25 protein-coding genes are annotated in these 26921 nt (G+C 67.9%); 18 read left to right on the top strand and 7 right to left on the bottom strand.

Translation table 11 applies throughout. The annotated features are described in order from the left end of the window. Positions 1–38 precede the first annotated feature (38 nt). Both QWJ41_RS12155 and QWJ41_RS12150 read left to right on the top strand, forming a co-directional pair. Positions 39–1193, top strand: coding sequence for an NAD(P)/FAD-dependent oxidoreductase (locus QWJ41_RS12155; RefSeq protein WP_439117324.1), 1155 nt, complete (start codon positions 39–41; stop codon positions 1191–1193). 94 nt (positions 1194–1287) lie between these two features. Then, on the top strand, positions 1288–2916 hold the full coding sequence (locus QWJ41_RS12150) for a fatty acid--CoA ligase (protein ID WP_301035381.1): 1629 nt from the start codon (positions 1288–1290) through the stop codon (positions 2914–2916). A 243-nt stretch (positions 2917–3159) separates the two neighbouring features. On the opposite strand, the gene QWJ41_RS12145 is transcribed toward QWJ41_RS12150, so the two are convergent. Next, a complete protein-coding gene (locus QWJ41_RS12145; RefSeq protein WP_302708528.1) occupies positions 3160–4392 on the bottom strand; it encodes a PucR family transcriptional regulator in 1233 nt (410 codons plus the stop codon). A 383-nt stretch (positions 4393–4775) separates the two neighbouring features. Between QWJ41_RS12145 and QWJ41_RS12140 the strand changes: the two genes are divergently transcribed. The 13 genes from QWJ41_RS12140 (at position 4776) to QWJ41_RS12080 (ending at position 17951) form a co-directional block, all read left to right on the top strand. Then, positions 4776–5561 (top strand): MlaE family ABC transporter permease, encoded by a 786-nt coding sequence (locus QWJ41_RS12140; protein WP_179616239.1) that lies wholly within the window; start codon positions 4776–4778, stop codon positions 5559–5561. Position 5562: 1 nt separating this feature from the next. After that, the gene (locus tag QWJ41_RS12135) at positions 5563–6426 is read left to right on the top strand and encodes an ABC transporter permease (RefSeq protein ID WP_301035379.1); all 864 of its coding nucleotides are present in this window, start codon (positions 5563–5565) and stop codon (positions 6424–6426) included. Between the two features lie 5 nt (positions 6427–6431). After that, positions 6432–7601: an MCE family protein gene (locus tag QWJ41_RS12130; protein ID WP_301035378.1), complete on the top strand. Its 1170-nt coding sequence runs from the start codon at positions 6432–6434 to the stop codon at positions 7599–7601. A gap of 16 nt (positions 7602–7617) precedes the next feature. Beyond that, a complete protein-coding gene (locus QWJ41_RS12125) occupies positions 7618–8646 on the top strand; it encodes an MCE family protein (RefSeq protein WP_179616242.1) in 1029 nt (342 codons plus the stop codon). Then, positions 8643–9629, top strand: coding sequence for an MCE family protein (locus QWJ41_RS12120; RefSeq protein ID WP_301036369.1), 987 nt, complete (start codon positions 8643–8645; stop codon positions 9627–9629). Before QWJ41_RS12125 ends, QWJ41_RS12120 begins: the two co-directional genes overlap by 4 nt. After that, on the top strand, positions 9626–10834 hold the full coding sequence (locus QWJ41_RS12115) for an MCE family protein (RefSeq protein ID WP_302708527.1): 1209 nt from the start codon (positions 9626–9628) through the stop codon (positions 10832–10834). The genes QWJ41_RS12120 and QWJ41_RS12115 overlap by 4 nt, the downstream gene beginning before the upstream one ends. Before the next feature lie 35 nt (positions 10835–10869). Then, positions 10870–12078, top strand: coding sequence for an MCE family protein (locus QWJ41_RS12110; RefSeq protein ID WP_179616245.1), 1209 nt, complete (start codon positions 10870–10872; stop codon positions 12076–12078). Beyond that, positions 12078–13403, top strand: coding sequence for an MCE family protein (locus tag QWJ41_RS12105; protein ID WP_301036367.1), 1326 nt, complete (start codon positions 12078–12080; stop codon positions 13401–13403). The genes QWJ41_RS12110 and QWJ41_RS12105 overlap by 1 nt, the downstream gene beginning before the upstream one ends. After that, positions 13400–13939, top strand: a complete 540-nt coding sequence (locus QWJ41_RS12100; RefSeq protein ID WP_302708526.1) for an Rv1363c family protein — start codon at positions 13400–13402, stop codon at positions 13937–13939. Before QWJ41_RS12105 ends, QWJ41_RS12100 begins: the two co-directional genes overlap by 4 nt. Positions 13940–14013: 74 nt before the next feature. Further along, positions 14014–14481, top strand: coding sequence for an Rv1363c family protein (locus tag QWJ41_RS12095; RefSeq protein ID WP_180923658.1), 468 nt, complete (start codon positions 14014–14016; stop codon positions 14479–14481). Positions 14482–14535: 54 nt separating this feature from the next. Continuing rightward, positions 14536–15546: an ABC transporter ATP-binding protein gene (locus QWJ41_RS12090; RefSeq protein ID WP_292605039.1), complete on the top strand. Its 1011-nt coding sequence runs from the start codon at positions 14536–14538 to the stop codon at positions 15544–15546. A gap of 54 nt (positions 15547–15600) precedes the next feature. Beyond that, positions 15601–17109, top strand: a complete 1509-nt coding sequence (locus QWJ41_RS12085; protein ID WP_292605040.1) for an aldehyde dehydrogenase family protein — start codon at positions 15601–15603, stop codon at positions 17107–17109. A 38-nt stretch (positions 17110–17147) separates the two neighbouring features. Beyond that, positions 17148–17951, top strand: coding sequence for an SDR family oxidoreductase (locus QWJ41_RS12080; protein WP_302708525.1), 804 nt, complete (start codon positions 17148–17150; stop codon positions 17949–17951). 82 nt (positions 17952–18033) lie between these two features. Here QWJ41_RS12080 and QWJ41_RS12075 read toward each other — a convergent pair whose 3' ends face one another. Then, positions 18034–19728, bottom strand: a complete 1695-nt coding sequence (locus QWJ41_RS12075) for a GMC oxidoreductase (RefSeq protein ID WP_301035325.1) — start codon at positions 19726–19728, stop codon at positions 18034–18036. Between the two features lie 388 nt (positions 19729–20116). Then, positions 20117–21262, bottom strand: a complete 1146-nt coding sequence (locus tag QWJ41_RS12070) for an acyl-CoA dehydrogenase family protein (RefSeq protein ID WP_292605043.1) — start codon at positions 21260–21262, stop codon at positions 20117–20119. 158 nt (positions 21263–21420) lie between these two features. Between QWJ41_RS12070 and QWJ41_RS12065 the strand changes: the two genes are divergently transcribed. Continuing rightward, positions 21421–22077 carry a TetR/AcrR family transcriptional regulator gene (locus QWJ41_RS12065; protein WP_302708523.1) on the top strand — a complete coding sequence of 219 codons (657 nt, stop codon included), beginning with the start codon at positions 21421–21423 and terminating at the stop codon, positions 22075–22077. A gap of 1 nt (position 22078) precedes the next feature. Here QWJ41_RS12065 and QWJ41_RS12060 read toward each other — a convergent pair whose 3' ends face one another. Further along, positions 22079–22591, bottom strand: coding sequence for a PaaI family thioesterase (locus tag QWJ41_RS12060; RefSeq protein WP_292605045.1), 513 nt, complete (start codon positions 22589–22591; stop codon positions 22079–22081). A gap of 158 nt (positions 22592–22749) precedes the next feature. Here QWJ41_RS12060 and QWJ41_RS12055 point away from each other — a divergent pair, with 158 nt between their 5' ends. Next, complete coding sequence (locus QWJ41_RS12055; RefSeq protein ID WP_292605046.1) at positions 22750–23457, top strand: lysophospholipid acyltransferase family protein; 708 nt, start codon at positions 22750–22752, stop codon at positions 23455–23457. Between the two features lie 9 nt (positions 23458–23466). Here QWJ41_RS12055 and QWJ41_RS12050 read toward each other — a convergent pair whose 3' ends face one another. Together QWJ41_RS12050 and QWJ41_RS12045 are read right to left on the bottom strand one after the other, a co-directional pair. Further along, the gene (locus QWJ41_RS12050; protein ID WP_292605047.1) at positions 23467–24138 is read right to left on the bottom strand and encodes a transglutaminase-like domain-containing protein; all 672 of its coding nucleotides are present in this window, start codon (positions 24136–24138) and stop codon (positions 23467–23469) included. After that, positions 24138–25214 (bottom strand): BtrH N-terminal domain-containing protein, encoded by a 1077-nt coding sequence (locus QWJ41_RS12045; protein WP_301035333.1) that lies wholly within the window; start codon positions 25212–25214, stop codon positions 24138–24140. Before QWJ41_RS12045 ends, QWJ41_RS12050 begins: the two co-directional genes overlap by 1 nt. 122 nt (positions 25215–25336) lie before the next feature. On the opposite strand from QWJ41_RS12045, the gene QWJ41_RS12040 reads away from it, so the two are divergent. After that, a complete protein-coding gene (locus tag QWJ41_RS12040) occupies positions 25337–25963 on the top strand; it encodes a TetR/AcrR family transcriptional regulator (RefSeq protein ID WP_234411075.1) in 627 nt (208 codons plus the stop codon). Between the two features lie 33 nt (positions 25964–25996). Here QWJ41_RS12040 and QWJ41_RS12035 read toward each other — a convergent pair. Continuing rightward, positions 25997–26921, bottom strand: a 925-nt coding sequence (locus QWJ41_RS12035; RefSeq protein WP_302708514.1) for an IS30 family transposase, incomplete at its 5' end; no start/stop codon positions are given.

The following is a 26921-nucleotide window of genomic DNA, read 5'->3' as shown; positions in this document are numbered from 1 at the left end:
GGGCGCTGGTCGTTGGCGCCAGCCACGCCGGTGTCCAGGTGGCCGCCGGCCTGCGGCAGCAGGGCTGGTCAGGAGAGGTCGTCGTGGTCGGCGACGAGCCAGCGCTGCCCTACCACCGTCCTCCCCTCTCCAAGGCCTACCTCGCCGGCACGAGCAGCCTGCAAGACCTCGCTCTGCGCAAGGCGGAGTTCTACGCCAAGCACGACATCCGCCTGGTGCAGTCGACGGTCACGCAGGTCGATCGTGCCGCGCAGCAGGTGGGGCTGAACGACGGCACCACGATGGGCTACACCCATCTCGCCCTGTGCACGGGTGGCCGGGTGCGCACCCTGGACGTGTCCGGTATCGACCTGCCCGGGGTGTTCTACCTTCGGACCTTCGCAGACGTCGAGTCGATCCGGGCCTTGGCGGCTTCCGGCAGCCACGCCGTCATCGTGGGCGGCGGGTACGTCGGCTTGGAGACAGCCGCGTCCCTGCGCGCTCTCGGCCTGGACGTGACAGTCCTGGAGGCCGCCGAGCGCGTGCTCGAGCGGGTCACAGCACCCGAGGTCTCGGCGTTCTACGAGCGGGTCCACCGCGACGCCGGCGTCGTGATCCGGACGGGCGCCCAGGTCAGCGCCATGGCCGGCGACCAACGCGTGCGTGAGGTGGTCCTGCGGGGTGGTGAGCGGATCCCGGCCGATCTCGTCGTCGTCGGGGTGGGCTTGGTTCCCAACACCGAGCTGGCAGCCGAGGCTGGCCTGTACGTCGAGAACGGGATCGTGATCGACGACCTGGCTCGCACCAGCGACCCCCGCATTGTCGCCGCCGGCGACTGTGCCAGTCACCGGATGGCTCGCTACGACCGCCTCGTGAGGTTGGAGTCCGTGCCCAGCGCCGGGGAGCAGGCGAAGACGGCCGCCGCGACACTGTGCGGCAAGGAGAGGCCGATCGCAGCGCTGCCTTGGTTCTGGTCCGACCAGTACGACCTCAAGCTGCAGATCGCGGGGTTGAATCTCGGCTACGACGAGCTTGTGCTGAGCGGCGACCCCTCTCGAGATCGCGACTTCACCTGCTACTACCTCCAGCAGGGACGGCTACTGGCCGCGGACTGCGTGAACCGACCGCGGGACTTCCTGAAGGCCAAGCAGCTGATCAGCCAGGGCCTCGGGGTCGACCGAGCCCAGCTCGAATCTGCCGCGGCCGCATCCTGAGGACCCCTGTCCCCCGTCTTCCGGGTCCACCCGACGCGCTGGCCGACCGGCCGCGTCCCTGCCCCCGAACAGCTTCGATACCCAAGGAACCCCCATGCAGAGCACCATGATGAACGTCCCCCTCACCACCGCCGCTATCCTGCGGCACGGTTCGCGCGTGCACCCCACGGCCCGTGTCCGGACGATGCAGCCGGACGGCTCGGTCAAGGTCGGCACCTTCGCGGACGTCGCTCGCCGCTCGGCGCAGCTGGCTCACGCCCTGCGCGACTGCGGCGTCACGGGCGACGAGCGGGTGGCGACCCTGATGTGGAACAACCAGGAGCACGTCGAGGCGTACTGTGCAGTGCCCTCGATGGGCGCGGTCCTGCACACTCTCAATCCCCGCTTGACCCCTGAGCAGCTGATCTACATCGCCAACCATGCCGACGACCGGGTGGTCATCGTCGACGGCACGCTGGCTCCCCTTCTGGGGGCGGTCCTGCCGCACCTCGCCGGAGTGCGCACGGTCGTGGTGACGGGCGCCGTCGACCTGGCGCCACTGCAGCGTGAGGGCCTCAACGTGGTGGCCTACGAGGAGTTCATCGCCGGCCGGCCGGAGACGTTCGACTGGCCGGAGCTCGACGAGTTCTCGGCCGCGGCCATGTGCTACACCTCTGGCACGACGGGCAACCCCAAGGGCGTTGCCTACAGCCACCGCTCGACGTACCTGCACTCGATGGCGGCATGTGCCGCCGACGGGCTGAGTGTTACCGGTGACGACGCGATCCTGGCAATCGTCCCGATGTTCCACGCCAACGCCTGGGGTCTGGTCTACGCAGCGCTGATCGCTGGAGCGGATCTGGTCATGCCTGACAGGTTCCTCCAGGCGGAGCCGTTGGTCCGCCTCATCGCCAGCGAGCGCCCCACGATCGCCGGCGCGGTGCCGACGATCTGGAACGACGTGCTCCACTACCTCGAGGCCAACCCCGGGTCTGACATCTCTTCGCTGGGGCTGGTGGCGTGCGGGGGGTCGGCTGTGCCGCTGCACCTGATGCAGATCTTCCAGGAGAAGTACGGCGTGCAGATCGTGCAGGCATGGGGGATGACCGAGACCTCGCCGCTGGCTGCCATCGCCCGGCCTCCGGCGTCGGTGAGCGAAGAGGAGCACTGGACGCTGCGCGCCTCCCAGGGCAGGCCCGTCGCGGGCGTCGAGCTGCGGCTGGTGGACGACGAGGGCAACGAGGTACCGCACGACGGTGAGTCGGTCGGGGAGATCCAGGTGCGCGGTCCGTGGATCACCGGGGCGTACGTCGGCGGTGAGGAGACGGACAAGTTCGACAACGGGTGGCTGCGGACCGGGGACGTCGGTCGCATGGACGATCGCAGCTTCATCACCCTGACCGACCGCACCAAGGACGTCATCAAGTCAGGCGGGGAGTGGATCTCGTCGGTGGAGCTCGAGCTGCTGCTCGCCGGTCACCCCGCCGTGCTGGAGGCAACAGTCATCGGTGTGCCGGACGAGAAGTGGCAGGAGCGCCCTCTCGCGGTGATCGTGACGCGGGAGGGCACCGACGTGACCCCCTCGCAGCTGAGGGACTTCCTGGACGGCAAGGTGGCCAAGTGGTGGCTGCCCGAGCGGTGGTGCTTCGTGCCCGAGGTCCCCAAGACCTCGGTTGGTAAGTTCGACAAGAAGGTGCTCCGTGCCCAGCACGCGGCCGGCGCCCTCACGGTCGTGGATATCTGAACTGCACCCCCTTGGCGGCGAGATCTACGCGAACGTGAATGCGCGGGCGGCCGTCCCCACTCACGCAGCAAGGGTCTCGGCGACAGATCAGGGCGCTAGCACTGCCGTCAACACCAAGCAGCCACGACCACGGTCTGCCCCGGGTCTACTCATCGCTGCTGTCCTGGAGGCCGCGTGAGTGAAGCCCATGAGCGCAGGCACCCCGGAGGGCCATGACTCGGTTGGCCGTGACGATAATCCCGGTCACGGCGCCAACTGCCCATTGTGGCTCAGTTCCAAGTGGCGCAAGGCGAGGGCCACCTCGCTGCTCGTCGGCCCCAGATCGCGGCCGAGGAGGGTGGTCGCCTTCTGGAGCCGGTAGCGAATGGTGTTGCGGTGCACTGAGAGTTCAGCTGCCGTCCGATCGATGCTGCCGCCCAGAGCCAGATACCTCGCGACGGTCTTCCGGAGGCTGACCTCATGGACCGCATGGCCGGCCAAGTTGCCTAGTGTGCGCCGCATGAAGTCGTCCACCTCCTCGTTGCATCCGAGGAGCACGAGGGCTTCGTGATGAGCGTGGAGGAAGACGCCCCGCTTGTCGGGATGCACGATGTCCAGTGTCCTCCGAGCCAGTCGATGAGAGGACGCGAAACCAGCCAGCCCAGGTCTACTCGGCCCTACAAGGACACGCAGATCGCCAACAGGGCTGTTGGACAGCGTCAGCTCCGCGTCGGGGGTCAGCTGTCGACTGGTCGAAGTCCACATCCAGGCCTGACGGCCGCCCGGACGCACTACCAGCGGCGGCCGCAGCCCCGCCTCCGCCGCCAGATGTCGGCACGATTCCTCGAGCGACTCGACAGCATCCTGCTCCTCGCCGGCTGCCAGGATGAAGGCAGTGTGGTACCCCGTCATGGGATATCCCTCCAGCTCGGCAGAGAGTCGTCGGATGTCCAGCGCCTCTCCGTCCAGCACCCGTGACACCGTTTCCATCCAGCGCGCGTTCCGCCCGATCTCAATGCGACGGCGCGCCTCGTGGTAGATCCGACTGGTCTCGTTGATGGAGCGATCGATCCAGTCGGACGCTCGCTCCCACAGGAAAATCAGCAGTTCTGTCCGCTCGGATCGGGCATCGTCGATCTCGGCGATCAGATCTGTGACATAGCCCCACGTGCTCTGCTGTGCGATGCGGTATACGCGATTGAGGGTCTCGAGCGGGAGCGACGTCTGTGCCGATTCGCGCGCGATGTGTACGGCGGTAGGAACCAGGACGAAGGCCGTTTGCGGCTGCGTCAGTTGGTCGAGGAAGCCGGTCCAGTGTTCGCGGATCGCTGCTTCGATCCCCTCGGGCAGGCCGGGTCGGGAAGCCAGTTCCGGGATCTCCTCCAGGATCGTGTAGGCGGTGCGCTCCACCCAAGCCTCAACCTGGCTGGCGCTCGACTCTTCGAGGACAAAGAGTGTCACCCATTCCTCGACCCACGGCAGTGGACGTGTCGGCATCTGGCTCCTGTGGTCGAGTCGACGGCTTAAGAACCGCCATGATTGTGCAAAGATACAAGAACTAGTTACGCGTTGGGCATCTTTGACGAGACATACGCCCCGCCCTCTCTGTGTAATCGCGGTCACATCGTGAATCGGAAGGGTGAGCGCATGGGGATGCGGGGTGGACCTGCCGCGACAGAAGCGTCGCCGAGGGCTGTTCGAGTGTTACCAGTTCAGCGGGGGTGTTGTTCGGTGGGCTTACATCAGTCGCCCCACGGTCTCGACGACCCTTCGTGGGCTGAGAGCATCCCGGGCCGCGTCGCACGATGGTGACGGCGACTACCCCCCGGGACGCGGTCCAGCGGCCCGGACCGTCCGGCTTGACGCCGAGCTCGCGAAAGATGGCCAACGAGGCCATGAGTTCGAGCGTGTTCGTCCAGGCGCTGAGCACGTTCGGCGACTTCTATTCGTTCACCGGCAATGTCTTCAAGCAGATGTTCACCCGTCGCTTCCAGTTCCGCGAGTTCGTCTCCCAGGCATGGTTCCTCACGACCGTCTCCTTCGCGCCAGCCATCCTGGTCGCCATCCCCTTCTGCGTCGTGATCATCTTCCAGGTCAACCAGTTGCTGATCCAGATCGGCGCCGTCGACCTGGCTGGAGCGGGCGCGGCCGTGGCGGTGGTCCGTGAGATCGGACCCATCGTGAGTGTTCTGGTGGTGGCCGGCGCCGGTGCCACCGCGATCTGCGCCGACCTCGGCTCGCGCAAGATCCGGGACGAGATCGATGCCATGGTGACCCTCGGCATCGATCCCATCCAGCGACTCGTCGTTCCGCGCGTCCTTGCCTCCATGCTGGTCGGCGTCGCGCTGAACGGAGTGGTGACCGTCGTCGGCATCGTGGGGGGCTACATCTTCTCGGTTGTCCTCCAGGGAGCCACGCCCGGTCTGTACGTCTCCGACCTGACCCTGCTCGTCGGTCTCGCGGACTTCATCACCTCCGAGATCAAGGCCGCTGTCTTCGGCATGTTGGCCGGTCTGACCGCGTGCTACCTCGGGCTGAATGCCAAGGGCGGCCCCAAGGGCGTTGGAGACGCCGTCAACCAGACCGTCGTCTTCGCCTTCATGCTGCTGTTCGCCGCCAACAGCGTGATCAGCGCCATCTTCCTCCAGATCAAGTTGGGAGCCTGACATGGCGGTCCACGCCAGCACGCCGCGTCCGAGGCAGCGAGCGCTGCGCCTGGGCCACGTGGCGAGTCGACCGGCCCAGGGGCTTCGAAATCTTGGCGACCAGCTCGGCTTCCACACCTCGGCCTATCGTGCGATGCCGCGCGCGATCCGAAGCTACCCCAAGGAGATCATCCGGCTGCTCGCCGAGGTGTCCCTCGGCTCGGGTGCCCTGGCCCTGATCGGCGGCACCGTGCTGGTCATCGGCTTCCTGACGGCCGCATCCGGAATCGAGGTGGGGCTGCAGGCCTACACCTCTTTCGACAACATCGGGGTCTCCGCGCTGTCGGGCTTCTTCTCGGCGTACTTCAACACCCGTGAGGTCGCCCCCATCATCTCCGGCATCGCGCTCACCGCCACGGTCGGCGCCGGTTTCACCGCCCAGATCGGAGCGATGCGGGTCAGCGAGGAGATCGACGCGATCGAGGTCATGGCTGTGCCTCCCATCCCGTACCTCGTCACCACCCGCATCATCGCCGGCTTGATCGCCGTCGTGCCGTTGTTCACGATCGCCCTGATGTCCTGCTGGCTGGCCACCGAGCTCGTGGTGACGGTCGGTTACGGCCAGGCGTCCGGCACCTACGAGCACTACTTCGACACCTTCCTCGTGCCCACGGACCTCTTCCTGGCCGGCATCAAGGTCCTGATCATGGCGCTGGTCATCGTGTCCGTGTGCTGCTTCCACGGGTTCCGTGCCAGTGGAGGGCCGGCTGGAGTGGGTCAGGCGGTGGGGCGGGCGGTCCGCTCTGCGCTGATCGCCACCATGTTCGTCGACCTGATCTTCGCGCTCGCCGTCTGGGGCGGGCCGTCGGTCCACATCGCGGGGTGAAGACCATGGTGCAAGCTCGAGGGATCGACCGGCAGTTCCTATCCGGCCTGACCATCATCGTCCTGCTGGCGGCGGTCGTCGTGGGAACGCTCATGCAGTACAACGGGGTCTTCCGGCCCAGCGTCGACGTCGTGGTCGAGGCGGACCGCGCTGGGATCACCATGGCGCCGGGGGCGCCGGTGAAGCTGTACGGCGTCGAGGTCGGCGCCGTGAGCGACGTCGATATCGACGGCGACCGTGCCGAGATCACCCTCGAGCTGGAGCCGGACCAGGCCGACTCCGTGCCACGCGACGTCACCGCGCAACTCGTGCCGCCGACCGCATTCGGTGCCAAGTACGTCCAGCTGACTGTCCCGGAGGGAGCGAGCTCGGAGTCGATCGAAGCCGGCGACGTCATCCCGGCGAGCGTCACCACGGTGGAAGTGGACGAGGCATTCACCAATCTCAGCGCCGTCCTCGAGGCTGCACGCCCAGCCCAGGTCAGCGAAGCCTTGAGCGCTGTGGCGGGGACTGTGGACCAGCGTGGTGAGATGCTGGGAGAGCTCATCACCCTGACCGATAACTACTTGACGTCCTTTAATCCCTCGCTCCCGGCCCTCAGCGAGGACCTGCGGCGCCTCGACGACGTGGCCGCGGTGTACGACCTGGCCCGGGACGATCTCATCACCACCTTCGATGGTGCGGCCACGACGTTGGAGACGGTGGTCGAGCAGCAGGCGTCGCTGCGCGCCCTGGAGCTGAGCCTCACCTCCTTCAGCAGCGAGGGCGATGCCCTGTTGAGGGACAGCGGTCAGGGACTCAGCACCTCCTTGCGGTTGCTCGATCCCGTGACCCGGTCACTGGCCCGGTACTCCCCGGAGCTGCCGTGTCTCATCGAGGGCCTGGCCCAGGGCAACGAGCTCGCGGAGCTCGCGGTGGGAGGCACCAATCCGGGCATCACCACCTTCACCCACGTGGTCCGCGGTCGGGAGCCCTACCAGTACTCGTCCGACCTCAAGCTGCTGGGCGAGAACCGGGGTCCCAACTGCTTCGGCCTGCCGTACGTGACGCCGGAGGAGGCGTCGCTCACCTATGAGCCGACCTTCGCGACCGGGGTGAATCCGTTCACACAGTCATCCGAGGGAGCCCCTGGCTCCGCCGACGTGCTCGATATTCTGGGAATAGGGGGTCGCTGACGTGGCGACGAGTCCAGTGCGAGCCAGGGAGCGGGCCGATCTGCTCAGGCTCGTCTCCTTCCTGGTGGTCGCCGCGCTCGTGACGTTCTGGGTGGGTGCCGTGACCAGCGAGTACCGCTCCGGGGGAGCGGCGCCTTACCGAGCCGCCTTCGCCGACGTGTCGGGTCTTCGTCAGGGAGACCAGGTCCGGGCCGCGGGCGTCAGGGTTGGCGAGGTGACGGACATCGACGTCCGGCCGGACAGCACGGTCGTCGTCTCCTTCGAGGTCGATGACGCCCTCGTCCTCGACGAATCGACCACGGCCACGATCGAGTACCGCAACCTCATCGGCGACCGGATCGTTCAGCTGGCCACGACCGGCGGAGCCAGTGCGGCCGAGCTGTCACCGGGAGGAATGATCTCGATCTCCAACACCGCCTCAGCGCTCGACCTCGACACCCTGCTCAACGGATTCAAGCCGCTGTTCGCCGGCCTCAACCCCGCCCAGGTCAACGATTTGTCGCAGCAGCTGGTGCAGGTGCTGCAGGGTCAGGAATCGGCCGTCGAGACGTTGACGACCCGCGTCGGCTCGTTCACCTCCGCGATCGCCCAGCGCGAGCAGCTGATCACCCAGGTGATCGGCAACCTGAACGAAGTCCTGGAGACCGTGGATGGGCGTCGCGACGAGCTCGGGCAGGTGATCGACGCGCTCGACATCGTGCTGACCCGCTTCGACGAGCAGGACACCGAGATCCTGATCGCGGCCGACAAGATCGATCGATTCGCCCGTGAGGCATCGGGACTGCTCGCCCGAGCCCGCGGCGACCTCACTCCCGACCTGCGTGCGCTGACGGTGGCGGCGCGCGGTCTGAACCTGGAGAAGGAGGAGCTGGTCGCCGTGCTGCAACAGCTTCCCCGTCACTATCGCAAGCTGCAGAACGCCGGTTCCTACGGCAACTTCTTCAACTTCTTCCTGTGCGGTGTCCGGGTCCAGACCGACGTCGTGGCCGGTGCCCCGGTCCTGACGCCCTGGATCAACTCCGATGCTGAGAGGTGCCAGGCATGAATGGCTTGCTTCGTGGTCGTGCTCGCCGCGGACTTGTGGGCACGGTGGTGATCGTGCTGGTGGTCCTGGCCAGCCTCAACTTGAACCGGTTGCCCCTGGTGGGCAACAGCGACGTCATCCATGCCCGGTTCGCTGAGGCGGGCGGTCTGCGCGGGGGGGACTCGGTGATGGTCTCCGGAGCCGAGGTCGGCAAGGTGCGCGACGTCGTGCTCGAGGGCGGCGTCGTCGAGGCTGACCTGGTCCTCACCGACGCCGATGTCGAGCTCGGCGACCTGACCGAGGCCCGCATCGTCACCACCACGCTCCTGGGGCGTGCGGCGGTCGAGCTCGTGCCCGCCGGAGACGGGGCACTCGAGGCGGGGGACACGATCCCCGTCGAGCGCACCGATGCGCCCTACAGCATCACCAGCGCTCTCAATCGGCTCACCACCGAGAGCGGGGAGATCGACAAGGCCGCCCTCCAGCGCGCCATCGACCAGGCCTCGGGCGTCCTCGAGGGTTCGCGGGACTCCGTCGGCCCCGCCCTACGCGGCATCACCGACATCTCCCGTGCGATCGCTGCCAACGACGAGCAGCTGGCCACCTTGTTGGATCGTGCCACTCGGGTCACCGACGTCCTGGCCGATCGCGACCAGGAGATCGCGTCACTGCTGACCGCGGGTGAATCGCTCTTCGCCGAGCTGGACGCGCGTCAGCGTGTCATCGAAGCGCTGCTGGAGAGTGCCCAGATGCTCGCGGATCAGCTGCAGGGCGTCCTGGAGGAGAACACCCAGGTCATCGGTCCCGCGCTGAGGCAGCTCAACGGCATCGTCGAGGTCCTGAACCGCAACCGCAAGGCGATCCAGGACACCCTGGTCGGCCTGCGGGGCTACGCCACTGCGTTCGGCGACGCCGCGTCGACCGGTCCGTGGTTCGACGCCTACATCCAGAACCTCACCGACCCTGCCACCTTGGCGCCCATCCTGTCTGGAATCCTGCCGTGACCGACATCTCCAAACGCGGCCTCGTGCGCCGCCTCGCCGTCCTCCTCGTCCTGGGCCTGCTCGTGGTATCGACCGCGACGCTCATCCGTGGCGGTGACACGACGATCAACGCGACCTTCACCAGTGCCGAGGGGCTCTACGTCGGAGACGACGTACGAGTGCTGGGCGTCCCAGTGGGCACCGTCAGCCAGATCACCCCGTCGGAGACGGGTGTCGAGGTGGAGCTCATCATCGAGGATGACCAGCCGATCCCGGCCGACGCACGGGCGGCCATTGTCTCGCCCAGTCTGGTCAGTGGGCGGTTCGTCCAGCTGGAACCCGCCTACGTCGGGGGCCCGCAGCTGTCGGACGGTGCTGAGATCAGCGTTGAACGCACCGCGGTCCCCGTCACCTTCGACGACGTCAAGCAGCAGCTGACCGACCTGACCGGCGCACTCGGACCCCAGGAAGGTGCCGATCGCGGCGCCCTGGGGCGTGCTGTCATCGCGCTGGACGGGAGCCTGGCGAATGGCAACGCCCTGGAGCTGCGACGAGCCATCGCGGGGCTGCGAAACGCTACCGCGGCCCTGTCTGACCCCAGCTCCGACCTCTTCACCACCGTGGCTAACCTCGACACTTTCACACGTGCCCTGGCAGTGAACGACCAGGCCGTGCGTGGGTTCGCCGAAGAGATCGACGCCGTAGGTGAGGTCCTCGAGCGCAACCGGTTGACGCTGACCGCGGTGCTACGCGATCTTTCGGCGACGCTGCGGACCACGCGCGACTTCCTCGACACCAACCGAGCGGGCATCTCGACCGCGGTCCGCCGGGTGAACCTGCTCTCGGCAGCCCTGGCCGACCGCTCGGACGCGCTGGCGGGGTCCCTCCACATCGGCACCAACGCGCTCATCAACCTGGCGAACATCGTCGAAGGATCCGCGCTGAAGGGGCGCGCCACCCTCAGCGCGCTGGACAGCCTTCCGCAGCTGCTGTGCGGGGCGATCCTGGGTGCGGGGGGCACCGCAGCTCAGTGTGACAAGGTGCTCAGTCCGATTCTCGAGGCTCTGGGTCTGGAGAGCTTGGACCAGGGCCTGGTCCCGGGCATCAACGTGGGCGAGCCTGGTGACGGTGACGACGTCCCGATCCCCGGGCTGGCGGGCGTCGAGATCGACCTCTTGCAGACCCTCGGAAGTCTGCTCACCGGCACCAACGGAGGCACGCCATGACGACCCGCTCCATGCTCAGGCGACGAGGCGCACACATGCGGCTGACCGCCGCCGGTACGCTGCTCGCCTGCCTGGCCACGGGATGCTCGCTCCAGCCGAACGAGAACACCTTGCCCGGCCAGGTGGCCACCGGGTCCGACGGCTACGGGGTCACCGTGCGCTTCGAGGCCGTGGAGAATCTCGTCCCGAACTCCCAGGTGCTCCTGGACGACGTCGTCGTGGGAACGGTGACGGCCATCAGGGTGGATGACTGGCACGCCGTGGCCGACCTCCGGCTCTTGGACTCGGTCCCGATCAGCGACCGGGCCAGGTTCACCATCGGACAGAAGACGCTGTTGGGTGCGCAGTACGTCGACATCGACTCCCCGCCCGTCGATGCCGCCGCCTCGCCCGTGGGACTGCTCGGTGACGGGGACGAGGTGCCCTTGTCTCGCACGGGCCAGGCTCCGGGCACCGAGCAGGTCCTCGCCGGCGTAGCCCTGCTGCTCAACAACGGCGGCCTCTCGCAGATCAGCACCATCACCAGCGAGCTGACCACGGCGCTGGACGAGCGGCAGCTGGACGCCCGCGACCTCGTCACGCGGTCCAACGAGCTGTTGACAGTGCTCGATGACACCAAGGGAGAGATCATCAACACGCTGGAGTCGCTCGAGAGCCTGAGTCGGGGCCTTGCCGACGACCGCGAGGTCATCGCGCGGGCCATCGACGAGGTGGGTCCGGGTCTGGAGGCGTTGGAGCAGGAGCGGGCGCGGCTGGTGGACGCCGTCACCACCTCGGGGCGAGCCAGCACGAGAGCTGTCGGTGTGATCCAGGCCAGCCAGGAGGCGATCCTGGCCAACCTCGACTCCCTGGGGCCCATCCTCAGTCAGCTCGGCAAGACGGCGACCCGACTCCCCGAGGCGCTCAAGATCGCGATCACGGTCCCCTTCCCGGCCATGACCACGGAGAAGACGCTTCGAGGCGACTACTCCAATCTCTTCGCCACGATCGACGTCAGCGCCCAGAGCCTCGCCGACCTGCTGCTCGGCACTGGTCAGCTCCCGTCCCTCCAGTCAGGGGATCCGTTGACTGACCCCCTGCAGCAGTCTGGAGGCAACGGCAACAGTGGTCAGGGAGGCCCGCGCGCCGAGGACGCCGAGGGGGGCAGCGGGTCGGGCGCCGACGGGAAGCCCCCCGTTGAACCGGACGATGGCCGCGGCGAGGGCGACGGGGCCTGCCTGCTCGGACTCCTGGGTGACTGCTGATGATCCTGACGACCCTGATCAAGCGACAGCTCCGCATCTTCGCGGTCCTCACGCTCGTGGCGCTGTTCTTCGCCGTGGTGGTCTACGCCCGCGTGCCGGCCCTGCTAGGTGTCGGCGTGTACGAGGTGCGCGCCGAATACGCTGACGCCAGCGGGCTCTACCCGAAGGCCATCGTCACCTATCGAGGCGTCCAGGTCGGCGAAGTGGCTGACCTCGAGGTGGGGGACGGCGGCGCGGTGGCTGACCTGCGCATCGACGACGAGCATGACATCCCGGCCACCGTGGTCGCGGAGCTCCACAGCACCTCCGCCATCGGGGAGCAGTACGTCGACCTGGTGCCCGCGCCCGGGGAGGACGCCGGGGAGGACTCCGCCTCGTTGGGGGAGGGAGATGTGATCCCGGTGGAGCGGACCGTCGAGATGCCCCAGATCACTCCGGTGCTGGAGTCCGTCAACGACCTCCTCGCGTCCGTGCCCCGCGCGCGGACCCGTCGCGTGCTCGACCAGGTCGACCAGGGTCTGGCCGGGAGCGGTCCCGACCTGGCCGGCACGATCGAGAACGCCGACAGCCTCCTCCGCACCGCGCAAAATCGACTGGCTGTCACGACGTCCCTGATCAGGACTGCCCAGCCGGTCCTGGGTACCCAGCAAGCCCTGCGGGGGACCACCCTCAGCTATGCCCAGTCCCTCGCGGCCTTCACCAGCGAGCTCGCTGGGCGGGATCGTGACCTCCGCGCCCTGCTGTCGCAGGGGCCGGCCGGGCTGCGAGCCGCCACCGAGCTGGTGAACGACCTCCAGCCGACGCTCCCTCTGCTGGTCACCAACCTCACGACCAACGCTGAGGTGCTCAACACCTACCTGCCGCAGATCCAGGAGGGTCTGGTGTACTACCCGGTGACCGTCGCGCGGCTGCAGTCCGCCATCAACCCGCGCGCAGAGTTCGGTGACGTCAACCTCGACCTGCGCGCCAACGTGAACAACCCGCCGGCCTGCTCACAGGGCTACCTGGCGGCGTCGGAACGTCGCGATCCCTCGGTCGCGCAGTTCCGTGACGTCGACCTCCTGGCCCACTGCACGGTGCCCGAGGCGGACCCCAAGTCCGTGCGCGGGGCCCGGTTGCTGCCCTGCCCCCAGGGAGGCGGGCGCGGACCCCTGCCCTCCTCGTGCGGCTTGGACTTCGGGAAGGGGGTCTGGCCGGAGGGCGCCGGCCCTTCGGGCCGACGTGACCTGAGCCGCGGCGTGACCGTCGGTGGCGACGCCTCCATGGAGCTGCCGGCCGAGCAGGGATGGCAGGCGCTCGTCCTCGGCCCGGTGAGCGTGCGATGACTGAAGAGCGGGACGGTTCGGAGCTCACGCCCTCAGCGGACTCCAGGCCTCGCGGGCGGCGCACCGCCGTCGTGAGGACCTTACTGAGCGCAGTCCTGGTCGCCGCGCTCGCACTCGCGGTCGAGCGGGGCCTCGCCTGGCGTGACGCTGAGCGGCGCGAGCAGGCGCGCGCCGATGTGGTGGAGGCAGCCGGGGACGAGGTGGTGGGTCTGATCACCATCAGTGCTCGTACGACGGACGAGGATCTCGAGGAGCTGATCGAGGGGGCCACAGCGACTTTCCAGGACGACCTGCGTGAGCAGGCCGACCGCCTGCGTCAGGAGGTCGTGGAGAACGAGGTGGAGGCGACCGGCGAGGTCGTCTCGGCCGGCGTGGTGAGTCTGGAGGACGAGGAGGCCACGGTGATCGTGGCGGCGCGTGGCACGGTTGACAACCGCAGTGCTCGGCAACCCGAGCCGCGGAGTTACCGCCTCGAGGTGGAGCTGCAGCGCGTCGAGGACTCGTGGTTGGTCTCGGCATTGAGGTTCGTCGCATGACCTCGCGCGCACATACGAGGGATGCCCCCTCACTGTCCCTCGCCCCGGGTGCCGGCCGCCCGCCGCGTCGTCGAGTGGAGCTGCTTCTCGTGGTGCTGGCTGTGGTGGTCGCGACCGCAGCGGGCGCGGCCGCCTGGCGCGTCGACCAGCTTGAGGACCGCGACTCCGCCGCCCGTGACGCTGTGGCCGCCGTCCGCGAGCGCGTGCCGCTGCTGCTGAGCTATCGCTACGCCACGCTCGAGGAGGACCTTGACACGGCGTTGGACCAGACGACCGGTGCCTTCACCGACGAGTACGGCGACCTCATCGACGAGGTCGTGCGCACCGCGGCGACGCAGCGTCGGATCATCACCGAGGCGAACGTCAACGCTGCTGGGGTCGTCTCGGTCGACAGCGACGAGGAGGTCGTGGTGCTCGTCTTCCTGACCCAGTCCACCACGAGCCGAAGCTCGCCCGATCCAGTCGTCAGCGGAAGCAGGGTCGAAGTCACCATGCGTCGGGTGGGCTCCGCCTGGTTGGTCGCAGGACTCGACACCCGATGACGGTGGCCACTCCGGTGGTCGTCACCACCACCGAAACGATGGGAGAACGCTGACATGGGCGTGGAGATCAAGGTCGAGCACCTGAGCAAGTCTTTCGGCAAGCAGCTGATCTGGGGGGATGTCTCGCTGACGATCCCGGCTGGGGAGATCAGCGTGATGCTGGGTCCCTCCGGCACCGGCAAGTCGGTGCTGCTCAAGACCATCATCGGGCTGCTGAAGCCCGACCAGGGCTCGATCATCATCGAGGGCACCGACCTGGCCACGTGCTCGGAGAAGGAGCTCTACGAGATCCGCAAGCTGTTCGGGGTGCTGTTCCAGGACGGTGCGATGTTCGGCTCGATGAACCTCTACGACAACATCGCCTTCCCGCTGCGTGAGCACACCAAGAAGTCGGAGTCGGAGATCCGCGCCATCGTGATGGAGAAGCTGGACCTGACCGGTCTGCTGGGGACCGAGGACAAGCTGCCCGGCGAGATCTCCGGCGGCATGCGCAAGCGTGCCGGCCTGGCCCGAGCGCTGGTGCTGGACCCCGAGATCGTGCTCTTCGACGAGCCCGACTCCGGCCTCGACCCGGTCCGCACAGCGTTCCTGAACCAGCTGATCATCGACCTCAACGCCCAGATCGACGCCACGTTCCTCATCGTCACCCACGACATCAACACCGCGCGCACGGTGCCCGACAACATCGGCCTGCTCTACCACAAGCACCTGGCGATGTTCGGCCCGCGCGAGATGCTGCTGGCCTCGGAGGAGCCGGTGGTGCGTCAGTTCCTCAACGCCCAGCGCGTCGGCCCGATCGGCATGTCGGAGGAGAAGGACGCCGACGAGTTGGCGGCCGAGGTCGGCCAGGAGCTGCCGCCGTTGCCGCCGATCCCGATGCAACTCGAGCCCTCCAACGGCATCCCCCGGCGCTCCCAGCGCGAGCCGGGCGCCTGGTGCCGCGAGCACGGCGTGACCCCGCCGCCGGGCTCCTTCGGCAGCGAGGTGGCGACGGCCTCAGACCCTCGCACTCCAGCGGAGGCCACTCGACGCACCGGCGGTCGGCCTACGCCCGCCGTCGTGTGACAGCACAGCGAACCAGGCCTTTCCAGACACCGTCACCGACCTAGAGGAATGCTCATGAACCCCCCTTCGGTCTCCACCCTGGAGATCCGCCGCCCCGCCGACGGCCGTGCACTCCGATCGATTCCGATCGTCGACGGCGACCGCGTGCGCTCCGCGGCCCTGGAACTGCGTGAGGCACAAGTCGCGTGGCACGACATCGGTCCCGCGGCGCGCGCCTCGTGGCTTCGCAAGTGGCGCGGATGGATCCTCGACCACACCGACGAGCTCACCGACCTGCTCGTCGCAGAGACCGGCAAGGTCCGCCCGGATGCCCTGGTGGAGACGACCGGCTCGTGCGAATTCATCTCCTTCTACGCCGATCATGCCAAGGAGTTCCTCGCCCCTGAACGAGTCGGGGCAGGTGGGTTGCTCAGCCTCCCGAAGCGATTGACCCGCAGTTATCGACCCTACCCGTTGGTCGGACTGATCATCCCGTGGAACTTCCCGATCACTCTGTTCCTGATGGACGCAGCGCCCGCGCTCGCAGCAGGGTGTGCGGTGCTCACCAAGTCCTCGGAGATGACCCCGCTGACCTGCGCGCGCGTCATCGAGGGGTGGCAGGAGATCGGGGCCCCGCCGGTCCTGCGACACGTCGCCGGGGCAGGGGAGACCGGTGAAGCCGTCGTAGAGGCCGTCGACTTCGTCCAGTTCACCGGCTCGACGTCGACCGGCCGCCGGGTGGCCACGCGTTGCGCCGAGCTGCTCAAGCCGGTCAGCCTGGAGCTGGGAGGCAAGGACGCAGCCATCGTGCTCGAGGACGCCGACCTGGATCGGGCCGCACACGGGATCGTCTGGGGCGGGATCTTCAACTCCGGTCAGGTCTGCATCTCGGTCGAGCGGGTCTACGTAGTGGACGAGGTCTACGACCGGTTCGTCGAGAAGGTGTCCGCGGCGCTCGAATCGTTGAAGCAGGGGTCTCGGGCCCGCGACGACGTCGGTGCCATGGTGACCCTCGGGCAGGTCGACACGGTCGAGCGGCACGTACGGGAGGCCGAGCAGTCCGGCGCACGCGTGCTCGTGGGCGGGGCGAGGGGCAAGGAGGGGAACTTCTTCGCTCCCACGCTCCTCGTCGACGTCGATCACAACATGACGTGCATGACCGAGGAGACCTTCGGGCCGACGCTGCCTGTCATGCGAGTCTCCGACGAGGCCGAGGCCGTGGCCCTGGCCAACGATTCCGAGTACGGGCTCTCGGCGACCGTGTGGACACGTGACGTCGCCCGCGGTCGCCGTATCGCCGGCCAGCTCGAGGTCGGCGCAGTCAACATCAACGACGTCTTCAGCAACCTCTTCGCTGTGGAGCTACCCCACAGTGGCTGGAAGTCCTCGGGCCTGGGAGCACGCCTCGGCGGCGCGCAGGGTCTGCGCAAGTACTGCCGGGTCCAGGCCATCACCGAGCCGAGGTTCCCGCTGACCACTAAGGAACTCACCTGGTACCCGTACTCCGCACGGCGTACGGCAATCGCCGCCCGAGTGCTGCGCCTGGCCGCCGGCCGTGGCCTGCGCCAGCGACTCGGGCTTTGAAAGGAACAGCAGCCATGACGACAACGAACGCGCGACGAGTGGTCGCCATCACCGGGGGTGCCCGGGGAATCGGCTACCACACCGCAGAAGAGCTCATCCGGCGCGGACACCGGGTGGCTATCGGCGACATCGACGAGCGCCAGCTCAAGGTGGCCGCCGAGGAGCTGGGCCTCGACGTCGCGGTGCGTCTTGATGTGACCGACCCGGCGTCCATCGAATCGTTCCTCGACGTGACCGAGGAGGCGCTGGGGTCCGTCGACGTCTTCATCAACAACGCGGGCGTCATGCCGACGGGGCACGTGCACGAGGAGGCCGACGAGGTCACCCGTCGGCAGGTGGAGATCAACGTGCTGGGAGTCATCTTCGGTACCAAGATCGCCCTGCAGCGGATGCTGCCCCGGCGCCACGGCCACATCATCAATACTGCCTCATTGGCCGGGGAGCTCCCGGTCCCGGGGCTCGCGACCTACTGTGGCACCAAGTTCGCAGTCATCGGGTTCACAGAGGCCGCCCGGCAGGAGTACCGCAGGTCGGGCATCACGCTGTCCACGGTGCGTCCGACCTTCACCAACACTGAGCTGGTCTCGGGGACGAGCGGGGCGAAGGGCATGCGCAACGCGGAGCCGCAGGAGATCGTGCGCGCTACCGCCGACCTCATCGAACGCCCGCGACCTTTCGTGCGAGTTACACGTGTCGCGGGGACGATGGTGGCGGCGATGAAGTTCGTTCCCGACCGGGTCGCAACCCAGCTCGGGGCGATGCTCGGGACCGACACCGTCTTCCTCGACCGCGTAGATGCCGCGGCGCGTCAGGCCTACGTGGAGCGGATCGGTCGCAGCTGATGCCACCGGCGTAATCTCGCGTCACGCAGCCATCCGGGACGACCGCGAGCCACGCCGCTCGTGGTCGTCTCCAGCCCCCGGCCTAACTCCGGTTCTGGTCTCCCTCGGTGAGGGATGCTGCCAGGTGAGTGAAGGCCGGCCGCCCGGCCTTGATGGGGGACAGCTGCTGGTAGTCGGCGCCCAGCGGGGGACGTTCGTCCGGCTGGCCCTTATTGGGCCACAAGGAGGCGGCCCGCTCAGCCTGCGCGGTGATCGTCAGCGAGGGGTTGACGCCCAGGTTCGCCGAGATGCTGGAGCCGTCGACGACGAAGATCCCGTCGTGGCCGTAGAGGCGGTGGTAGGGGTCGATGACCCCCGTGTCCGGGGTGTCCCCGATGGCGCACCCGCCGATGAAGTGAGCGGTCATCGGGATGTTGGCGATCTCCCCCGTGGATCCGCCGGCCACGCCGTTGATCTTTTCGGCGACGCGACGGGTGGCCTCGTTGCCCACGGGGATCCAGGTGGGGTTGGGTGCTCCGTGGCCGGGTCCCGAGGTGATCGTGTGGCGACCGAGGAGGTTCCTCTTCGACCGCACCGTGATGGAGTTGTCCAGCGTCTGCATCACCAGCAGGATCACCGTCCGCTCCGACCACCGTCGTGGACTGAACCAGGTCAGGTGCGAGGGCTGGGTGGCGATCGTTCGCAGCCAGCGCCACCACCGGGGGCCGCGGCCGTCCCCATCGGTGAGGGCGGTCTGAAGCAGGGACATGGCATTGCTGCCTTTGCCGTAGCGAACCGGCTCGATGTGGGTGAACTCATCGGGGTGGATCGAGGATGTGATGGCCACGCCACGCGTGAAGTCGCTGGATGGATCGCGGGACTTCGCCCCGAGGATTGATTCGGAGTTGGTGCGGGTCAGCGTGCCTAGCCGGTCGGAGATGTTCGGCAGGGAGCCAGTGGCCTTGAGTCGGTGGAGCAGCTTTTGGGTGTTGTAGGTGCCCGCTGCGAAGACGACCTGGTTGGCCGTGAATGACTGCCGGTTGCGGCGCCGGCGCACGGACCTGCCGGTGCGGACGGCGTCGACGACGTACCCGCTTCCCCTGCGCGGGCGCACGTCGACCACGGTGGTCAGGGGATGTAGTTCAGCCCCGAGCTTCTCCGCGAAGTACAGGTAGTTCTTGTCCAGGGTGTTCTTCGCCCCGACCCGGCACCCGGTCATGCACGACCCGCACTGGGTGCAGCCGGTGCGGCGCGGCCCCGCCCCGCCGAAGAACGGGTCGGGCACCTCTTTGCCGGGCTCTCCGAAGAAGACGCCTACGGGGGTGAGCGTGAAGGTGTGCTCCACACCCATGTCGCGCGCGACCTCGCGTAGCACCTCGTCCGAAGGCGTCACGTGGGGGTTCTGCGTGACACCCAGCATCTGCCGTGCCGTCCGGTAGTGCGGGTCCAGCTCGGCGTGCCAGTCGGTGATATGCGCCCACTGTGGATCGTTGAAGAACGGGGCAGGGGGTTGGTAAAGGGTGTTCGCGTAGTTGAGCGACCCTCCACCGACCCCGGCGCCCGCCAAGATGACGACGTCGCGCAGCAGGTGGATACGCTGAATGCCGAAGCAGCCGAGCCGTGGCGCCCAGATGAACCGACGGGTGTCCCAAGACGAGGCGGGCAGGTCGTCGGTGTCGTAGCGCTTGCCCGCTTCGAGCACCCCGACGCGGTATCCCTTCTCCGCCAAACGCATGGCGGTTACCGAGCCGCCGAAGCCGGAGCCGATGATCAGCACGTCGTAGTGGGTCGAGGTCATGGGATGTGGAACCTTTTCGTGAGGGGGCGACATGAGCGGCGCACGAGAGCGGAAGGTCCGCCGATCTGACGGATCTGCGTGCAGTAAGGCTTCCGCCTACGAGAGCAGAGTGAAGCCGAAGGGATCGGGCAGCAAGCGCCGACGGCTGCAAGACCCATGTGGGTCACCCCCGACGCGGGGAGCGGCGACGCGGATGGCACACCCGGTAGAAGAAGTCGACTCGCTGGTTCATGTCACTCCTTTCAGACGATGACTGTCGAGGCTGTCACGTCGGCGGAGTCGGCGTCTTGTGCTCTCGTCCAACGCTGAGGCCCCCGGCGGGGCTCGGCGCACAACACCCGGCCCGCCGGCTGCCGCTCCGGCGGTGCCGCCGGAGCGGGGCCAGTCCTCACAGGGACCGGCTGATGATCTCCTTCATGATCTCGGAGGTGCCGGCGTAGATCTGCGAGACGCGCATGTCGGCCCAGATGCGGGCGATCGGGTACTCGTTCATGTACCCGTAGCCGCCGTGCAGCTGGAGGCAGGTGTCGGCGACGCGCTGCGCCCGCTCCGAGCACCACAGTTTCACCATGGCAGCGGTGGGGATGTCCAGACCCCCGGCGAGGTGGAGCTGGATGCACTCGTCGACGAAGGACCGTGCGACGCGAGCCTCGGTGGCAACTTCCGCCATCTTGAACTTCGTGTTCTGGAACCCCCAGATCGGCCGACCGAAGGCGCTCCGGTCATGCACGTAGGTCATCGTCTCGGCCAGGCAGAACTCCATGGCTGCGACGTTCGAGACCCCTACGAGCAGCCGCTCCTGGGGGAGCTGCTGCATGAGCTGTAGGAAGCCCTGGCCCTCGGTGAGGCCAAGCAGGTTGGTGACCGGGACACGAACGTTGTCGAAGAAGAGCTCCGAGGTGTCCTGTCCCTTCATCCCGATCTTGTCCAGCACCCGACCGCGGGAGAAACCCTCCGCGCTGGTGGGGACGAGCATCAGCGAGATACCGGCGGCGCGGTCGTCGGGATCGGTCTTGACCACGGTGAGCACCAGGTCGGCCTGCGAGCCGTTGGTGATGAAGGTCTTTGAGCCGCTGACAAGGTAGTCGTCACCCTCGCGCACCGCCTTGGTCTTGATGTTCTGCAGGTCCGAGCCGGTCCCGGGCTCGGTCATCGCGATCGCTCCGACGACCTCGCCGGACGCCATCTTGGGCAGCCAGTGCTGCTTCTGCTCCTCGGTGCCGTATGCGAGCAGGTAGTGGGCGACGATCCCGTTGTGCAGGGACGCTCCCCAAGAGCTGTCGCCGACCCGTGCCTGCTCCTCGATCAAGATGGCCTCGTGGGCGAAGGTGCCACCGCCGCCGCCGTACTCCTCGGGGATCGACAGGCAGAGCAGACCGACGTCACCAGCGCTGTTCCACAGTTGCCTGTCGACGTGCTTGTCGGCGATGAAGGTCTCGATGTGTGGCTTGATCTCCTTCTCGCAGAACGTGCGTGCAAGGTCACGGACGTCGTCGAGGTCGTCGTCCATCCAGGGGGAGCGGCGAGTGATCACGGGGAGCCTCCAGCGAATCGGGTACAGGATGTACCCATTCGACCATGGCGATGGTGCTGGGTACAAGGTGTCCCATTGAGCGCAGCCCGACCTGGTCAGGTCCGGCCCCTCGGCGCCCCGGGCGTAGGCTGCGGTCTGTGGTCGAGGTAGGGCGATGGGTGGATTCGACGGTGCGGCGCCGGTCTTCCCGCGATGATGAGGTCCGCGACCGCCGGCGGCGTCACGTGGCCAACGCTGCTCTGCAGGTCGTCGACGAGACGGGCGCGGACGCGGGCACGGCACTGATCGCCGAGCGGGCTGGGATCCCGAGGCCGCATGTCTACCGCTACTTCGCCAGCCGCGAGGACCTCGATAACGAGGTGGTCCGCCTTGCCGCGCAGGACCTCATCCAGCGGGTCCGCCCGCACCTGGCTCGGCGGGGCACGCCCGGACAGGTCGTCGAGGGGCTGGTGCGCGCCTGCGCGACTTGGGCGGACGCCCACCCCCATCTCTACCGCTTCCTGGCGGCTCGGGGGCAGAGCCGGACCATGCACCGCTCTCGGATGGGTCGTTCGCGTCTGCTGGACGAGATCGCCGTCGCGGCACGGGGGTACACCAAATCGGGGGGCGAGTCGTTCCCTGAGGGCATCCTGGTTGGCGTGATGGGGATGGTCGACGCCACGGTCATCTGGTGGCTCGACCAGCGCGACGAGACCCTGGACGTGATGGTGCGGCGTCTCTCGCGCCACGTCACCCTGGTGCTGCAGGACGCCTTAGCCGCCCACGACATCCACCTCGACCTGGCGGTTGAGCTGGAGCCCTTCGTCGGCGAGTGAGTCAGGAGCGCCTCGCGGGACTGCCCTGTTCGAAGTGCTCGACGTCAACGATGACGAACGTGGCGTGCGCTATCGCGACCTGCCGGCCGCTCTCGTCCGCGGCTGCAGCGTTCACGTGGAGCCGCCGTCCTGCCCGGTCCCGGATATGCGCGGTGAACTCGTAACTCACCCCCAGCAGCACCGGACGGAGGTACTCCACGGTCAGCGACCTCGTCACGGCGAGCTCGCCGACGCGGTAGAGGAGGAATCCGAACAGGTCGTCGAAGGCGGCGGCGACCAGGCCGCCGTGAGTGATCCCCGGTGCTCCCTCCTGGCGATCGTCGAAGCGGTGCACCGCGCTCACGCCGTGCTCGGTGGCGTCGACCTCTAGGGCGAGTCCGGCGGGATTGTCCTTGCCGCATCCCGCGCAGGTGGGGGAGTGGGAGGGCAGGCGGCCCACCGTCGTCGGTGCGGGCCGCGACATGGACCGGATCCATGCATCCAGCGTCGACGCCGTGCCCTCGTCGAGACGCATCTCGTGGCTCGGGGTAGGGGGCTCGGTGTCGTGACCGCCTACTAGCGCATCACTCATCGGGGGCTCCTCGGAATCCAAAACCACAGTGGCATCGAAACATCCTTACATGTTTGTCCTCGCGAGAGACGAAACGGCCATTGATGTCTACAATGGCTGAGATGCGAACGACCTCTACCCTCCAGCGCCGCCCGATCCATAATGACCGACGTGGCCTCGCTTGGTGGCTGGCGGTGGCGGTCTGCAAGCCAGTCCTGGTGGTGCTGCGTCGCCCGGACTGGCGCGGGGTCGCGGGCATCCCCCGGGTGGGCGGAGCGGTGCTGGCCGCCAACCACGTCTCGCACCTCGACCCGTTGCTGGTCGCGGAGATGGTCCTGGCTGAGGGGCGGGTGCCGCGGTTCTTGGCCAAGGACAGCCTCTTCAACAAGCCGGTCGTGGGCAGGTGGTTCCGTGCCGCCGGCCACGTCTCGGTCGACCGCGCCGCCGGCCGCGCGGGGTACGACGACGCGGTCCGCGCGGCGCGCCACGGGCGGCTCCTCTTGGTGTACCCCGAGGGTTCCATCACCAAGCGGAAGGATGGTCTGCCGATGACGATGAAGTCGGGGGCGGTGCGGATCGCTCTGGAGGCATCGGTACCGCTCGTGCCGGTGGCCCAGTGGGGGGCACAGGAGATCCTGCCCGCCTACAGTTGGCAGTTGCGCTGGGCGTGGCGGCGGCGTGTCGTCATAGTCGTCGGACCTCCGGTCCCGCTGGACGACCTGCGGGACCTGGAGTCGGCCCGTGCCATCGAGGTGGGTCGTCGGCGGCTCGAGGACACCCTCTCTGCGATGGTGTGCGAGCTGAGCGGACCCGACACGCCGCCGCAGTGAGTTGGGCGTTCACGCCCGGAAGCGGGGATCCTGGGGGCGCGGGGTGTCGGAGCCGCGCACCATGGCGGGACCGTAGGTGTCCAGCAGCGTCGCCATGAGCTCGTCGAACGGCAGGTCCGCGAACATGCCTCGTTCGCGGACGTACTCCATGTGACGTCGGCCGGCGCCGTCGGCTGCGTGGAGCAACGCATCCCGCGACCCGTCGAACTCCAACGGGGGTACGCCAAAGCGACGGCACAGCTCGGAGTTGAAGGCCGGCGACCCCTTGCGCCACTGGCCGTCGACATACACCGCGCTCCATCCGTGGAACACGAACAGATCGGTGCCCATCAGCTCCAGCAGAGCCGCGCTGTTGAGGTGATTGCGCACGTCGGAGAACCCGAGTACGGCCGGGATTCCCGCAGCGCGCAGGCTCGCGGTGAGCAGCACCGCCTTGGGCACGCACCACGTGGGGCCACCGTCGAGGATCGCGCTGGCGTGGTAGTCCAGGGGCTCGGCGGTGACGCTGTAGGGGTCGTATCGGAGTCGGTCGCGTACGGCCGCGAACAGCAGCGCGATGCGCTCTCGTGGATCGCGGACACCCCGCACGACGGACTCGGTGAAGTCGCGGACTTCGGGGTGGTTGCTGTCGACGAACCGGCTCGGGTCGAGGGCCTCCCGAGGGTCGAGCTCGCCCCTCATCAGGCGCCGGTCCGGAGGTCCTGGCGCGCCCCTGCGATCTCGAGAGCGGTGACGAGGTCCCGCTCGAGCGAGGGGAGTACGGCGGCCGCGCGAGCTGCCTGCTCCACCCGCCCTCGTGCTGGGCCGTCCTGACGGGCCAGCGATGCGACCAGGGACCATGTCTCCGCGCACAGGTGCGCGGCGGCGGCAACCTCGTTCGCCCGCCCGTCCCCGGTCAGGCGCGCGATGTCGTCGGCGCCGCTGGACAGCAGTCGGCGAAACAGCCCGCCGCCGGTGCCGGCCTTCTCGACGAAGGCGCTGAGTCCTTGGAGGACCAGGTCCAGGATGTCGTCGGGGAAGACCTCCGGCCATCCTGCGAGGTCCTCGGCGAAGAGGTCGACGGCGGCCAGCCCGGTGGCCCCGACGGCCGAATCTCTCCCGGTGACGATAGAGCTGCCGGTGGAGGTGGTCATCGCCTCCGCCGCCTGGGCGAACGCCGTCTGCGCGATCTCGGCCAGGTCGGGCAGCCGGTCGGGCCAGGCGATGTCGAAGTAGGTGTGACGCGTCGGGACCGGGAACCCCTGGGAGGAGCGGGCTCGGGCCAGTGCCGAGTAGGGCACGAGCTGCACCTCGTCCCGGTCGTTGTCGACGACGTGCGCGACCTGCTGCTCGTCGTCATAACCGATGACGACGATGTCGTGGCGACTCATCTGCAGGCGTACGCGGAGGTAGGGAAGCTCCGCGATGTCGGCCCACACCAAGGCGGGACGGCCCTCGCGCACGGCGTCGCGCACCCACGCCCAGCCCTCCTGTGGGTCATCCGTCGCATGCACGGAGACCTCGGCGCCCAGCCGCATCGGGAGGTCCGTCTCCAGGTCGCCTCCCCGCCCGACGAGGTACACCGGCGGCATGAGTGCCGCGTCCCTGACGTACGAGAGATCCAAGGCGCCGCTCAAGGCAAAGACGAGGCCTTCGTCAGGGGGGCCCTCCCAACCGAGTCCGGCCCACTCCAGGAGGTCCCGCATGGCTCCGGAGCCGCAGTGCCCGCCGCGTCGGTGCGGGTACTCGACCACTTCGGTGTCGCTCGAGTTGACCATGAGGCTTCCTTCTGGAGACAACTAGTGACTTTTGTTCAACCTAAGGCACCGCGCTGAGAATGTCATCACGCGGCCCAGCTAACGCGTGTCCAAAGTCGGACATTGTCGATACTCTGTCCACCGTGTCGTCCCCCTCCATGCGAGAGCGCTACCGCGAGCACGTTCGTGCAGCGGTGCTGGAGACTGCCCATGACCTGATCGCTGAGCGGGGCTGGGAGCGGGTGCGCATGGGCGAGATCGCCGAGGCGGTCGGCGTCTCGCGCGCACTGCTGTACAAGGAGTTCGGCGACAAGCCCGGTTTGGGAGAAGCCGTCGTCCTGAGGGAGGCGGCGCGATTCATCGAGGGCATCGAGAACGTGCTCGCGCATCACGGCTCCGACGCTTCAAGCGGCCTCGCGGCGTCGGTGGGCTTCGTGCTGGAGGAAGCCGAGAACAGTCCCTTGCTCAGAGCGGTCCTGATCTCCAACCGCGATTCCCCACCACCCGCCACGGGCATCCTCCCCCTCCTCACCACGTCTGCGCAGCTGTTGGAGCTCGCCTCCGGCTCCCTGGCCCGATGGCTCACCTCTCACGTGGCCGGTTTGCGGGCGGATGAGGTGTCTGACGCCGCCGAAGCCCTGGTGCGGCTCACCGTGAGCCACCTCGCCCTACCGACCAGGTCCCGGGCGGACACCGCCCGGAAGATCACGGAGGTGGGACTCAGGTGCCTCGGGCTTCCCATCACGCCGGAGCAGGGAATCGCGACGTGACGGTTGGGCGGTGTCCAGCGGTCTAAGCGACGCTCATGCTGCTGCCGGGTTGGCGAGCTGTTCGGCCAGCGCTTGGGCTGGGGTCTTCAGGTCCAGGGTAGGGCGGGGTCGGGCGTTGAGCTTGGCGGCGATGGTGTCGAGGTCCTTGGCGGTGAACCGGGACAGGTCGGTGCCTTTGGTCAGCCAGTGCCGCAGGAGCCGGTTGGTGTTCTCGTTCGATCCGCGTTGCCACGGCGAGTGGGGGTCGCAGAAGTAGATCGGCATGTCGAGCTTGAGGGTGATGTCGCGGTAGCGGGCCATCTCGACTCCGCGGTCCCAGGTCAGCGACTGCCGCAGCTGTTCGGGCAGGGTGCCCATCTGCTTGATCATCGCCTCGGCCACGGACTCGGCGTCGTGGCGCCCGGGTAGGTGCAGCAGCATCACGAACCGGGTGGTGCGCTCGACCAGGGTCCCGACCGCGGACCCGTTGGCGGTCCCCACGACCAGGTCGCCTTCCCAGTGACCCGGGACCGCGCGGTCCTCCACAATGGCGGGGCGGTCGACGATCTTGAGCGCATCGCGGTACAACTTCCCGCGCCCATCGACGGTGCCGCGGGGCTTGCGAGCGGTGCGGCCGGTCGAGAGACATTTGGCCAGCTCACGGCGCAGACCGCCGCGGCCTTGGACGTAGAGCGCCTGGTAGATCGTCTTGTGGCACACGCGGTCCATCTTCGGTCGCCCGGGCTCGTGGCGCAGCACCGTGGCGATCAGCTGCGGTGACCACCCGTCACCGAGCCACCCCTCGATCGCGGTGCACAGCCGCGGGTTGCCGGCGAGCTTGAAGGCCTTCGGGCGCCGTCTGAGAATGACAAGCCCATTTGGCCCCACTGTGCTGCTTTGATTTGGCCCCACCCTCCGGGTCAATGCATCGGTTCCGGGGTTGGCTCCCGGGGGGGGGTCAGGTGGTGGCGGGGTCCTT

Source organism: Nocardioides cremeus, assembly GCF_030518195.1.
Taxonomy (GTDB): Bacteria; Actinomycetota; Actinomycetes; order Propionibacteriales; family Nocardioidaceae; genus Nocardioides; species Nocardioides cremeus.
This window is presented reverse-complemented; position numbering and strand designations above follow the sequence as displayed.

Bases quoted from the DNA above. Each gene is read 5' to 3' on its own strand.
- QWJ41_RS12150 (WP_301035381.1), top strand. From the start codon at position 1,288: ATGCAGAGCACCATGATGAACGTCCCCCTCACCACCGCCGCTATCCTG.
- QWJ41_RS12145 (WP_302708528.1), bottom strand. From the start codon at position 4,392: ATGCCGACACGTCCACTGCCGTGGGTCGAGGAATGGGTGACACTCTTT.
- QWJ41_RS12140 (WP_179616239.1), top strand. From the start codon at position 4,776: ATGGCCAACGAGGCCATGAGTTCGAGCGTGTTCGTCCAGGCGCTGAGC.
- QWJ41_RS12135 (WP_301035379.1), top strand. From the start codon at position 5,563: ATGGCGGTCCACGCCAGCACGCCGCGTCCGAGGCAGCGAGCGCTGCGC.
- QWJ41_RS12130 (WP_301035378.1), top strand. From the start codon at position 6,432: ATGGTGCAAGCTCGAGGGATCGACCGGCAGTTCCTATCCGGCCTGACC.
- QWJ41_RS12120 (WP_301036369.1), top strand. From the start codon at position 8,643: ATGAATGGCTTGCTTCGTGGTCGTGCTCGCCGCGGACTTGTGGGCACG.
- QWJ41_RS12110 (WP_179616245.1), top strand. From the start codon at position 10,870: ATGCGGCTGACCGCCGCCGGTACGCTGCTCGCCTGCCTGGCCACGGGA.
- QWJ41_RS12105 (WP_301036367.1), top strand. From the start codon at position 12,078: ATGATCCTGACGACCCTGATCAAGCGACAGCTCCGCATCTTCGCGGTC.
- QWJ41_RS12100 (WP_302708526.1), top strand. From the start codon at position 13,400: ATGACTGAAGAGCGGGACGGTTCGGAGCTCACGCCCTCAGCGGACTCC.
- QWJ41_RS12090 (WP_292605039.1), top strand. From the start codon at position 14,536: ATGGGCGTGGAGATCAAGGTCGAGCACCTGAGCAAGTCTTTCGGCAAG.
- QWJ41_RS12085 (WP_292605040.1), top strand. From the start codon at position 15,601: ATGAACCCCCCTTCGGTCTCCACCCTGGAGATCCGCCGCCCCGCCGAC.
- QWJ41_RS12075 (WP_301035325.1), bottom strand. From the start codon at position 19,728: ATGACCTCGACCCACTACGACGTGCTGATCATCGGCTCCGGCTTCGGC.
- QWJ41_RS12060 (WP_292605045.1), bottom strand. From the start codon at position 22,591: ATGCGTCTCGACGAGGGCACGGCGTCGACGCTGGATGCATGGATCCGG.
- QWJ41_RS12055 (WP_292605046.1), top strand. From the start codon at position 22,750: ATGCGAACGACCTCTACCCTCCAGCGCCGCCCGATCCATAATGACCGA.
- QWJ41_RS12050 (WP_292605047.1), bottom strand. From the start codon at position 24,138: ATGAGGGGCGAGCTCGACCCTCGGGAGGCCCTCGACCCGAGCCGGTTC.
- QWJ41_RS12045 (WP_301035333.1), bottom strand. From the start codon at position 25,214: ATGGTCAACTCGAGCGACACCGAAGTGGTCGAGTACCCGCACCGACGC.